This is a genomic window from Dyella sp. 01N448 (genome assembly GCF_056399225.1).
The window spans coordinates 148,225-159,308 of record NZ_JBFTQX010000009.1 but is presented as its reverse complement, the minus strand read 5'-3'; the positions used below and the strand labels follow the sequence as shown (position 1 = coordinate 159,308).

The window sequence follows — 11,084 nt, the reverse complement described above, 5'->3', positions numbered from 1 at the left end:
CCCTGTGCGCGACAAACCTACGAAGCGGTACACCCCGGCGTGGCTGTCGCGCACAGGGTGCGCTCCCACAGACAAGCCAAGCGCCAGGCGCGCATCCAGTGCGCCATCTGTGACCCAAAGCCGATGCGCAGCGAGGCCCCGCGTTAAGTCCTCAGCGATTCGGGCGCGTTGCGCAGCGCAATGCAGTACCCGCTGTGTAGCCTCGGAGGTTGTCCCACAACGACGCACCTCAAGCGTTCGGGCTTATCCCAACACAATGCTGCGGGCGTTATCAGGCCATTCTCTTTGGGTTACTTTTCTCTTGGGCCAGCAAGAGAAAAGTGACTCGAGCGGCGGCAGCCGTTCGAAACGCCCGCCGCGCAGGCGGCACCCTGGCGGTAACGCGACAACTGAGCCATGCCGCTACTGCTTCCGGCCTGCACCGGAATGACGAGCAAAGGGGCGGCCTCCAGAGGAACGACGAGCAAATAAGCACGCCGCCCACTCGCGCGAACATCGCACCGCGAACCACACCCCCTCTGTCCACACCCCATGTGGATCACCACCCCACAACCCTGTGGATAGAACACCCAACCTCTCGCCACCACGCAAGTTTCAGCAACCTGCGCAAACATTCACCAACCACACGCAGTGTTTTCCACAGCCGTTGGGGAAAGCCTGGTAGCAACCCTGTGGACAACTCGCCACGCGCGTTGCGTGGCGCGCACTTGCATGACATTGCGCAAACTTTGCTCAGCAGTTCTGCAGTTGCGCGTGCAGTTCCTGTTCGCGTTGTTCAAGCGGTGGCTGGTCGCTCTTGAACGCGCGGCGGAGTTTGGTGGCGTTCTCGTCGAAGGCATCGCGCAGGGCGTGGCAAGTCTCTGCGCGCGTGAGTTCGCGGCATTGGTCCTGCACCCATACGTAGTGATTGGCGATCAGGCCGGGGGTGACGCGTCCGCGATTGAGTTCGGGGGCGGAGGCGCCGGCGGCGTTGGGTCCGCCGTAGACCTGCGATAGCGGCAGCGACCCCGCGCCGAGGATGCCGTAGGGCACCTGATAGGGCTGCGGATCGCCGTTATCGCTGAGGTAGGGCTTGCCATCGGTGGCGCGCACGCAGCCGTACATGAGGGGCAGCGCGGCCATGGGCTGCGGTGGCGCGGGCGGCGGCACGGGCTCGAAGGTTGGTGTGTCCGGCGTTGCGGGCGGCGGTGGCGAGATGGGCTGGGAATCGTCCAGCTGCAGTACCTGCTGGCGCTGGTTGGCGCTGCAGGGTTTGTCCTGGAAGGTGAGCTTGCCGCTCGCATCCGTGCATTGATACGCCGTGCCCGCCATGGCCGGCAGGCCAAGCAGCAGGAGTGAAGCGAGGATGCACAGGCGGATCATGCAAAACTCCTGAGGCGTGGTCGCTCAGAATTCGGCGACGTGTTCCTCGGCGGCAAAGCCGAGCGTCACGGCGCCTTCGCCGACGTTGACCATGCCGGTGATGCTCATCGGCGCTTCCATCAGTTCCACGCCGCATTCCTCGCAGGCGGTGCGCAGCGCCGCGTAGCCAGGCAGCTTGCCCAGTTCCGACAGATCGCCGCCGTAGCTCACGCACACCGCGGGTACCAACAGGCCGGCATGGATGCGCTTGGCGGTGTAGTTGAACAAGGTTTCCGCGCCATGCTCGAACCCGCGTACCTTGCCGACCGGGCTGGTCTCGCCGCGGTAGCCACGCAGCAACGGCTTGATGTCCAGCGCCGAACCGAGCATGGCGCTGACCAGGCCCACGCTGCGGTCGCCTTTCTTCTTGGCGCGCGCGCGCAGGTAGTACAGGTCGCGCGGCAGCATGTAGCCGTACGAATTATTGGCGATGTAGGTGAGGCGTTCGCGGATCGCCGCAGGTACTTCGCCGGCATCGATCAACCGCGTGGCTTCGACGATGGCCGGGCCCGATCCGGCGAACAATGTGCGGGTATCGATCACGCGCATCAGGAACGGGCCGGTGAGGCCGTTTTTCTCGCGCACCTCGCGGTAATGCTTCAGTACCGCAAAGCTGGCCTTGATCACGTGATCATTGATGGCGCTGCGCGTGGCCGTGATGGTGAGGCAGAACACGCAGTCCCGCTCCAGCACCAGCTTGTCGAGGAAGAGCTTTTGCACATCTTCGACGGAGCAGGGAATGGTCTCCGCCGAGTGGCTGCGACTGCCCAGCTTGCGATCCAGGAAGCGATGCAGCTCCACCTGGTTGCGGTTGTCCATGAAGATTTCATCGTCGATGCGGATGGTGATGGGCATCACCGCGATGTTGTGCTTCTGCAGAAATGCCTGCGGCAGATCGCAGGCGGCATCGATCGCTATACCCATCCGCATGATGTGACTCCCCTATGACAAGCGCGGCCAACATAGCACGCACCTGTGCACGTGCCGACCCTGACCGTTGGGACAGGGCCGGGCATTGCGGTATGCCTGATCGACTGCGACGCGCAAGGTCAACGCAGCTGGCGGTAGGTTGCGGGGTCGAAGGCATCGACCTGCACCACCGCGTCACGGGCCTCGTCGGCCTCGCTGAGCGCGTCGAACTCTGCCTGCGTGATGATGCCGGCGGCCAGCGCGTGTTGGCCGAGCTCGTCGCCGGCGGCGCGGTCCAGCGTGCCGGCGCGGATCGCATCGCGCAGTTTGGTCTCCACCGGCAGGGCCCGCACGGCCTTGTCCAGCGCCGCCTCCAGCTGGCCCAGTCCAGGTTCATCAGGGCCCGGCACATGAATGTCGCCGGTGAGGTGGATGCGCGCTTCGCGGTCTTCCAGGATGGCCCGCGCCGCGCGCTGGCCCAGGCGATCTGAGGGCGGCTGGAAGCGCGCGCCCAGTGGGAACACCAGCAGTCGGGCGACGCTGGCTGCGAGCTCCGAGGGCAGGTTGTCCAGCACGCCGCGCAGCGCCTCCTGCGTGCGATAGAGCGCCAGGGCCACGCCCCATCGCGCCAGGTCGTAGTGAGAGGCGAGCTTGGGTCCGTCGTGGTAGCGCTTGAGCGTGGCGGCGGCGAGGTATTGCCAGGCCAGCGCATCGGCGAGGCGTCCGGAAATCTTCTCGCGACGCTTGAGCGTGCCACCCAATGTGGCCATGCAGGTATCAGAGACCAACGCAAAGGCCGAGGCGAAACGCGTGAGGTGCTGGTACTGGCGAGCGAGTTCGCTGTCCGGCGCGCTGGCCAGGCGAGATCCACTCAAGCCCAGCAACAGGGCCCGCACGCCGCGGGTAAACACAAAGTTGATGTAGCCGAAGGCGCTGTGGTCGACTGCCTTGAGGTCCTTGGCGGCAATCGCATCGATCAGCTTCTGCACCCACGGATGGCAACGAATCGCGCCCTGGCCATAGATGATCATCGAGCGGGTGAGGATGTTGGCGCCTTCCACGGTGATGCCGATCGGCACGGACATCCACATGTGCGAGAGCGCATTGCGCGGACCGCGCTGGATCGCAGCGCCCGCACGGATGTCCATCGCGTCGCTCACCACCACGCGCATGGCGTCGGTGAGATAGGCCTTGGCGATGGAACCAAGCACCGCCGGTTTCTCGCCGGCATCGAGCGCGCCGCAGGTGAGCGTGCGTGTGGCCGTCATCAGATAGGTGAGGCCGGCGATGCGCGCCAACGGTTCTTCGATGCCTTCGAAGCGACCGATCGGCGTGTCGAACTGCTCGCGTACGGTGGCATAGGCGCCGCAGATGCGCGTCGCCATTTGTGCCGCACCTACGGCAAGCGCAGGCAGCGAAATGGAACGGCCCGCCGCCAGGCTCTCCATCAACATGCGCCAGCCATGGCCGGCCTGCTCGACCCCGCCGATGATGGCGTCGAGCGGAACGAACACGTCATGGCCGACGATCGGACCATTCGCGAACGGCACGCCCATGGGATCGTGATGCTGCCCGATCACCACGCCCGGCAAGTCGCGGGAGATCAATGCACAGGTGATGCCGCGATCCACCGCGCCGCCCAGCAGGCCGTCGGGATCCTTCAGGCGGAACGCCAGGCCGATCAGCGTGGCGACGGGCGCCAGCGTGATGTATCGCTTGTTCCAGTTCAGTCGCAGCCCGATGACCTCCTCGCCGTTCCACTGTCCCCGCTCGACCACGCCTTCGGACTGCGTGGCCGCGGCATCGGAACCGGCCTCCGGTCCGGTGAGCGCAAAGCAGGGTACCTCGCGGCCGTCGGCGAGGCGGGGCAGGTAGTGGCGCTTCTGGTCTTCGGTGCCGTAGTGCAGCAGCAGTTCGCCCGGGCCCAGCGAGTTGGGCACCATCACCGTCACGGCCGCCGCGACCGAGCGCGTGGCAATACGCGTGACCACGCGCGAATGGCCGATTTCGGACATGCCCAGGCCGCCGTAGGTCTCCGGCAGCACCATGCCGAAGAAGCGCTCGCGCTTGATGAAGTCCCACACCTCGGGCGGCAGGTCGCGTTGCTGCTCGATCTGCCAGTCATCGAGCATGGCGCACAGCTGGGTAACCGGCCCGTCCATGAAGGCCTGTTCGCGTTCGCTCAGCGGCTTGCATTCAAAACGCAGCAGAGAGTCCCAATCGGGCATGCCGGAGAAGATCTGCGCATCCCACCACACCGTGCCTGCTTCCAGCGCGATGCGTTCGGTCTCGCCCAGGCGCGGCATCACCTTGCCGAGCATCGGCAGCAGGCGGCGTGCAAACAAGGCGCGGCGCAGCGGCGCGAAACCAGTTACCAATGCAACCAAGGCCGCTGCAAATAGCAGTCCATATAAAAGGAGTGGCGATTGCACGCCGCGTACGATCCCGGTGAGGAACAACACGGCCAGCGCCAGCACCCAGGCCAGCCATCCACGCCCGACGAAGGCAAAGCCGAGGAAGACGGCGAGGGCGACGATCCAACCAATCAGCAGCATGGTGTTCTCCTTGGCATGCCGCCCATCGTGGGCGGGGCCAGTTCAAGGAAATGACAACAAACCGCCCAGGGATGGGCCGTCACCCGCTAAGATGCACGCACTGATCTGGCATCTTGCCGGCGTGGCGTCGCCGGTAACGCGCAACGGAACCCACGTTGCGCCGACCTCAAGGGGTCTCAATGAAAGACAAGCAGGAGATCGTCTCCAACTGGCTGCCGCGCTATACCGGCACGCCTCTGGAGGAGTTTGGCCAGCACATACTGCTGACCAATTTTGGCCACTACGTTGACCTCTTCGCCGAGTGGCATGGCGTAGAAGTACGCGGGCGCGACCGGCCCATGCCCAATGCCACCGCCGACGGCATCACCCTGATCAACTTCGGCATGGGCAGCCCCAACGCAGCCACCGTGATGGATCTGCTCAGCGCCGTCCATCCCAAGGCTGCGCTGTTTCTGGGCAAGTGCGGTGGCCTCAAGAAGAAGAACGCCATTGGCGACCTGGTCCTGCCGATCGCGGCGATCCGCGGCGAAGGCACGTCCAACGACTATCTGTTGCCGGAGGTGCCGGCCTTGCCGGCGTTCCAGTTGCAGCGCGGTGTCTCCACCATGATCCGCGACCTTGGCTACGACTACTGGACCGGCACGGTGTACACCACCAACCGCCGCGTCTGGGAGCACGACGACGCGTTCAAGGATTACCTGCGTCGCACCCGCTGCATGGCCATCGACATGGAGACCGCCACCATCTTCGCGGCAGGCTTCGCCAACAAGATCCCCTGCGGAGCACTCCTCCTGGTCTCCGACCAGCCCATGATCCCCGAGGGCGTTAAGACGGAATTAAGCGACCGCAGCGTGACCACGCAATTTGTTGAACGCCACATACGCATCGGTATAGAAGCCTTGAAACTGGTGCGTCGCAAGGGACGCAGCGTCAAACACCTGCGCTTCGAAGCCGATACCGGCACGGAGTGAACCCCTGCCAAATCAGAGGTCTGGCGAGGCCCATGGCGGCTTGCCAGCCTTTTTTCACCCTGGCTTCACCCCATTGCAACGATGTTCCTCGCAGCGCAGCAAGCATTTGCGGGGCGTTTAGCGGCGCGGATTTGATGTCGAAATCGTAGAAAATTGCGATAGTTGTCACGGCACTTTGTTTTCTTGCCGTATAGATTTTATTGACTATCTGTAAGTAAAGCGTGATAAATGCCGAGCGCTGTAGACCAAACTTTGTAGGTCTACGCCTGAATTGTTTGGGTGAATCGGGCGCGGGTTTGAGGCGGGGAAAGTCTGTCAAACCCAGTCAATATAAATAACGGGAGGGTGTTCTCATGAAGTTCGGGGAAAATAAACTGTGCACGTCGGTGCGTCTGGCTCTGTCGCTGGGCATGCTCGCAGCAAGCGCCTACGGCACTACCGCTTTCGCGCAGGACGCGCAGTCCACTACGCCGGCACCGGCCGCTGACCAGGCCAAGAGCAAGACTCTCGAAACGGTCACCGTGACCGGTTCGCTGATTCGCCGCGTAGACGTCGAGACGGCCAGTCCCGTCGTAACCATCGATCGCGCTCAGATCCAGGCCACCGGCAAGCAGACGCTTGGCGACCTGGTCCAGCAGCTGCCGGCCATGACCGGCGGCAACGTCAACCCGCAGACCAACAACGGTGGCGGTACCGGCGGTTCGTCCATCAACCTTCGCGGTCTGGGTTCGCGCCGTACGTTGATCCTGATCGACGGTCAGCGCCTGCTGAGCAAGGATCCGAACGCCATCCCGGCCGATGCCATCGAGCGCATCGAAGTGCTGCCGACCGGTGCGTCGGCCACCTACGGTTCGGATGCGATCGGCGGCGTGGTGAACTTCATCACGCGCAAGAACTACCAGGGTGCCACCTTCACCGCGAACGTCGGCCAGTCCGATCGTACCGACGGTGACCAGAGCGGCTACACCTTCACGTTCGGCCAGACGTCCGATAAGGGCAGCATCATGGCCGGCATCAGCTACAACAAGCAGGACGGCGTCCTGTCGGCCAACCGCGACTTCTCGAAGAACGCGCTCAGCCTGTCCGGCACCCAGGTCGCCGTCGGTGGTTCGTCCTCGACCCCGGTCGGCCGCATCCAGCTTGGCGATTCGCAGGCCGCAGCACTGGGCCTGGGCTGCAACCGCGTGTCGTTGAACGCCGGTGGCAACCCGACCGTCCTCAGCTCGGCCAACTATCACTGCTACGGCAACGCCGACAAGTACAACTACGCGGCCGTCAACCTGATCATGACCCCGCAGGAGCGCACTGGCGGCTTCATCAATGCGGAGTACCACCTGGCCGATCACGTGACGGCCTATGTTGACGCGGTCTACAACAAGACCTCGGCCAACTTCCAGCTGGCTCCGGCCGTGTACGGCTCGACCTCGACCGCCGCGACGGTTAATCCGGGCAACGGTTTCAACGTGTTCAACTCGCCCGTTCTGGTCAACGGCGTCCCGACGGGCGGCGGCTTCGGCACCGCTGCCGGCAACGCTTTCACCCAGCGTCTGACCTCGGCTGGTCTGCGTGAGGCCTTCACCGGCCGTACCGACGCTCAGATCAATACGGGCTTGAAGGGCGACTTCACCGTATTCGACAAGAACTGGAACTGGGACGTCGGCTTCAACTACGGCCACCAGAGCGTCGTCACGACGACGGCTGGCCTGGTCGATCAGACCAAGCTCTACACTGGTGATTCCACCGTCGCCAATGGCGTGGCGACCTGCCCGGCCGGTACCGATCCGGTGGCTTGCCAGTTCAATCCGTTCGAGCCCAATTCGTCGGCAGCCAGCATTGCTGCCGTGCGTGCGGCCAGCGTGACGGCCCCGTCGAACACCTACCTCATCGAGAAGACCTACCACGCTGGTCTGAGCGGTGAGCTGTTCAGCCTGCCGGCCGGTGCCGTGCAGCTGGCCGGTGGTTTCGAGTGGCGCAAGGACTACCAGCACACCGTGCCGGCTCCGCAGCTGGAAATCGACCCGACCACGGGTAGCTGTATCCTGGGCAGCCAGTGCTTGAGCGCCGTGCAGGGTGGTTACACCACCAAGGATCTGTACGCCGAAACGTTCATCCCGATCCTGGCCGGTCTCCCGGGCATCCAGTCGCTGAACCTGACCATCGGTGACCGCTACTCGAAGATCGGTTCCTTCGGCAGCACGAACAACTTCAAGTTCGCGGTCGAGTGGAAGCCGTTCGACGACCTGCTGCTCCGCGGCACCATGGAAGACGTGTTCCGCGCTCCCAACCTGACCGAGCTGTACTTCTCGGGTTCGGATGCTCCGCTGATCCACACCGATCCGTGTACCAATTACGCTGGCGCTCCGGCAGGTTCCCCGCTGGCTATCGCCTGCGCGAACGTGCCGGCCAACGGCACCTTCCAGAACCAGTACGTCGTCTCGCAGACGCAGGCTGGCGCTGTGGTGCAGGGTTCGCGCGTCGCGGGCTTCCCGGTCAAGCCGGAGCACGGCAAGTCGTATGACTTCGGCTTCGTGTACAGCCCGTCCTACGTGCCGGGTCTGTCGACCACGGTCGACTTGTGGCGCGTCAACCTCAACGACACCATCACCACGGTGGGTCTGCAGAGCCTGCTGAACCTCTGCGCCAATGGTTCGACCCAGTACTGCCAGTACATCCAGCGTCAGGTCGGCGGCCCGAATGCTGGCCAGCTGCTGCAGTCGACGGTTGAGCCGACCGGTAACCTGGGTTCGTTGAATACCTCCGGTATCGACTTCTCGGCCAACTACAAGCTGCCGCAGTTCTCCTTCGGCCAGTTCAACGTCGGCCTGAACGCGACCTACCTGAAGTACTACGACCAGGTCACCGCACCGGGCGTGGAAGGTTCGGTCACCTACAAGAACGCCGGTCACCTGCTCCCGTACGGTTCGGCTGCCTCGGCTGCCTGCCCGGATAACGCTGGCGTCTGCTTGTTCCCCCGTTGGCGCGGTCAGGCCTTCGTGGATTGGCAGGCCGGTGGCTGGAGTGCCCAGTGGCGCATGCGCTACATCGGTCGCTTCCAGAACGGTGCAGCGACGGGTTCGCCGCAGGATAGCTTCCCGAACGGTGAGTCGGGCACGATCCTGAAGTACGGTGCGACGACGTACAACGACGTGTCGGTCGGCTACAACCTGGCCATGATCAACACCCGTCTGGACTTCGGCATCAACAACCTGTTCGACAAGCAGCCGCCCATGCTGTACGCGAACAACACGTTGAACGCCAACACCGACCCGAGCGACTTCGACCTGATGGGCCGCTACTACTGGGCWCGCGYYACGGTSAAGTTCTAAGTCGTAGATATAAGCGTTAACCTTGAGGGCCGCGTGAGTCATCACGCGGCCCTTCTTTATTTGCGTGAAGCCATGGCTCCGAACGAACTCACACAGATCACCGCAGCCATCCAGAATGGCCAACTCCAGCGTGCCGAACAACTGAGCCGCGAGGCGCTGACACGCTTCCCGCGGCAAACAGACCTGACCTTGATGCTCGCTCTCAGCCTGCACATGCAAAAGCGGGTGGACGAGGCCTTGCCCTTCTACGCCGAGCTCGCACAAGAGCTGGACAGCACCAGCAGCTGGAACAACTACGCGACCGCCCTGAAGGACTCCGGCAACGTGCCTGAGGCTGCCAAGGCCTTTGCGCGTGCGGTCGAGCTGGATCCAGGCAACCTCACGGCCAAGGGCCAGCTCGGTCTGCTGTTGATTGACCTGCGCGACTACCTGACCGCGCGCAGCCTTCTGCTCGATGTCGTCGCCGCGGATCCCGACTCGCTGGCTGCCCGCATCGATGCGGCGCGCGCCTGCTGCCACTGCCAGGACACCGAAGGTGCCTCTGAACTGCTGCGTCGTTGGCGACAATGGCTGCCGTTCAACGACGACGACCTGCAGTTGTCGTTGGCGCAAGTGTTGACCTTGAACAACGACATCCCCGACGCGGTCGACCTGCTGGAGGATCTGCTGGCGCGTTGGCCTGCCCAGTTCGACGTGCGCCTGCTGCTGGCCAATCACTATGAGCGGTTGAACCGCCTGGCCGATTCCGAAGCCGTACTCGCGCCGCTGCTGCGCGCCGGATCGAACGCCTCCGAAGTGCAGTCCAAAGAAGCCAGTCACTTGCTCGCTACGCTGGCATTGCGCAAGGGCGACGCTGCCGCGGCCAAGGATCTGCTCGAGCGGGCGGGTCCGGAGGCGGAAAACAGTTACAGCCACTACTTCCAGCTGGCATCGGTGTACGACAAGCTGGGTGAAACGTCGTCCGCGATGGAAGCGCTGCACGTCGCTCACCGCATAGAAGCGAATGAGCGGCGCTTCGATTCACCGGAGTTCTTCGTGGCCGGCTCGCCCGCCATGCCGGTCGACGCGCCCCGTGTCACCGCCGAGCAATTTGCGCGCTGGCCCACGCTGACGGCCCCTGCGATGGGTGATTCGCCCATATTCGTCGTGGGTTTTCCGCGTTCGGGCACGACCTTGCTCGAGCAGGTGCTGGACGCGCATCCGGGCTTGCAGTCGATGGACGAGAACCCGTTCTTCAACCGGCTTGCCGGCGTACTGGGCAATCACGACCGACGCATCCTCGATGACCTGAGCGTGCTGCGCCAGTACGACGTCGACGAATTGCGCAAGCGTTACCACGTGATGGTGGGCGAACGCATCCAGCGCGATGGCGATGCCCGCCTGGTCGACAAGAATCCGCTGAACATGCATTGGCTGCCGATCATGTATCGGCTGTTTCCGGAAGCGAAGTTCGTACTCGCCGTGCGCCATCCGTGCGATGTCATCCTGAGCTGCTACATGCACAGCTTCCGTTCGAGTGCATTGGCGGCCGCCTGCAGCAACCTTGAGCGGCTTGCCCATGCCTACGTGGAAACCATGCAGCGCTGGCTGGAAGAGGTGAGCATCCTGCAGCCGTCGGTGATGTTGTCGCGCTACGAAGATCTGGTCGCTGATTTCCCGGGGCAGGTTTCGCAGATCGCCCAGTTCCTGGAACTGGATGATGCCTCGCCCATGCTCGGTTTCGACCGCCATGCGCGCAGCAAGGAATACATCGCGACCCCGAGCTATTCGCAGGTGATCGAGCCGATCAACCGCAAGGGTGTGGGTCGCTGGCACAAGTATCGCGAACAGTTCGAACCGCTCTTGCCGATACTCGAGCCCATGCTTCGCCACTGGGGCTACGACACCGCACCGGTGTGAAGCAGTCGCGCAGCGGGGCGGCA

General features: G+C 63.7%; 6 protein-coding genes. 3 read left to right on the top strand and 3 right to left on the bottom strand.

What is annotated here, in order from left to right:
* Nucleotides 1-732 precede the first annotated feature (732 nt).
* The 3 genes from AC1DKY_RS16120 to AC1DKY_RS16110 all read right to left on the bottom strand — a co-directional run bounded on the left by AC1DKY_RS16120 (nucleotide 733) and on the right by AC1DKY_RS16110 (nucleotide 4,865).
* Complete coding sequence (locus AC1DKY_RS16120; protein ID WP_441604753.1) at nucleotides 733-1,362, bottom strand: DUF4124 domain-containing protein; 630 nt, start codon at nucleotides 1,360-1,362, stop codon at nucleotides 733-735.
* 24 nt (nucleotides 1,363-1,386) lie between these two features.
* The gene (locus AC1DKY_RS16115; protein WP_441604752.1) at nucleotides 1,387-2,331 is read right to left on the bottom strand and encodes a DegV family protein; all 945 of its coding nucleotides are present in this window, start codon (nucleotides 2,329-2,331) and stop codon (nucleotides 1,387-1,389) included.
* A 119-nt stretch (nucleotides 2,332-2,450) separates the two neighbouring features.
* The gene (locus AC1DKY_RS16110) at nucleotides 2,451-4,865 is read right to left on the bottom strand and encodes an acyl-CoA dehydrogenase (protein WP_441604751.1); all 2,415 of its coding nucleotides are present in this window, start codon (nucleotides 4,863-4,865) and stop codon (nucleotides 2,451-2,453) included.
* Between the two features lie 179 nt (nucleotides 4,866-5,044).
* On the opposite strand from AC1DKY_RS16110, the gene AC1DKY_RS16105 reads away from it, so the two are divergent.
* The 3 genes from AC1DKY_RS16105 (at nucleotide 5,045) to AC1DKY_RS16095 (ending at nucleotide 11,061) form a co-directional block, all read left to right on the top strand.
* The gene (locus tag AC1DKY_RS16105) at nucleotides 5,045-5,836 is read left to right on the top strand and encodes an AMP nucleosidase (protein WP_441604750.1); all 792 of its coding nucleotides are present in this window, start codon (nucleotides 5,045-5,047) and stop codon (nucleotides 5,834-5,836) included.
* A 353-nt stretch (nucleotides 5,837-6,189) separates the two neighbouring features.
* The gene (locus tag AC1DKY_RS16100; RefSeq protein ID WP_441604749.1) at nucleotides 6,190-9,162 is read left to right on the top strand and encodes a TonB-dependent receptor plug domain-containing protein; all 2,973 of its coding nucleotides are present in this window, start codon (nucleotides 6,190-6,192) and stop codon (nucleotides 9,160-9,162) included.
* Nucleotides 9,163-9,234: 72 nt separating this feature from the next.
* A complete protein-coding gene (locus AC1DKY_RS16095; RefSeq protein ID WP_441604748.1) occupies nucleotides 9,235-11,061 on the top strand; it encodes a tetratricopeptide repeat-containing sulfotransferase family protein in 1,827 nt (608 codons plus the stop codon).
* Nucleotides 11,062-11,084: the final 23 nt, after the last annotated feature.